Genomic DNA, 1,103 nt, shown 5'->3' on the forward strand with positions numbered 1-1,103 from the left:
GTTTGTAGCTAACGAAGGATGTGCGAACTCAGGTACTTATACCAACACTTGGACTGTAGCTGATGCTTGTGGCAATACTTCTGCTGTGTTTACCCAAGTAATCACTGTTCAGGATACTACTGCGCCACAAATCACAACTAATGCGACTGACTTAATCGTACAATGTGGTACAGGAAACACAGGTTCTTTAGAACAATGGATTGCCAATAATGGTGGTGCTGTTGCTTCTGATAACTGTTCAACTGTAACTTGGTCAAACAATTTTAATACAATAGGTAATGATTGCTCTGCTGCGGTAACCGTTATATTTACTGCTACCGATGCTTGTGGAAATGCCTCTACAACTTCAGCTACATTCTCTATTCAAGATACAACGGCTCCTGTTTGGTCAACTCAGGCAGGATCTCTTGATGCTACTGTAGAATGTAGCGATGCGACTGCTTTAGCAACGGCTCAGGTTGCCTTCCCTATTGCTACTGACAACTGTGATACAGATTTAACTAATGTTGTAAAAACTTCAGGTGAGTTTGTAGCTAACGAAGAATGTACCAATGCCGGTACTTATACCAACACTTGGACCGTAACGGATGATTGTGGTAATACTTCTGCTGTGTTTACTCAGGTAATCACTGTTCAGGATACTACGGCCCCTACTTGGACTACTGCCGCAGGGTCTCTTGATGTTACCGTAGAATGTAGTGATGCGGCTGCTTTAGCTAATGCTCAGGCTGCCTTCCCTGTCGCTTCTGACTTATGTGATACCGATGTAACTGACATTTTCAAAGTATCAGGAAGTTTTGTTGCCTCTGAAACTTGTCCTAATGCCGGTACTTATACCAACTCTTGGACCGTAACAGACGGATGTGGTAACGCATCAACTCTATTTACTCAGGTAATTACCGTTCAGGATACTACGGCTCCTACTTGGTCAACTCAGGCAGGGTCTCTTGATGCTACTGTAGAATGTAGCGATGCGGCTGCATTAGCAACGGCTCAAGCTGCTTTCCCTATTGCTTCTGACTTATGTGATGCTGATGTTACCAACATTGTAAAAACTTCAGGTGAGTTTGTAGCTAACGAAGGATGTGCTAATGCAGGTACTT

General features: G+C 43.4%; 1 protein-coding gene. It reads left to right on the forward strand.

Features of this window, described 5'->3' with window-relative positions; translation table 11 throughout:
* A partial coding sequence (locus ACSVH6_RS13575; protein ID WP_438079400.1) for an HYR-like domain-containing protein occupies positions 1-1,103 on the forward strand: 1,103 nt, incomplete at both ends.

Origin of the sequence: Flavobacterium sp. XGLA_31, assembly GCF_051547105.1 — a bacterium.
Classification (GTDB): Bacteria; Bacteroidota; Bacteroidia; order Flavobacteriales; family Flavobacteriaceae; genus Flavobacterium.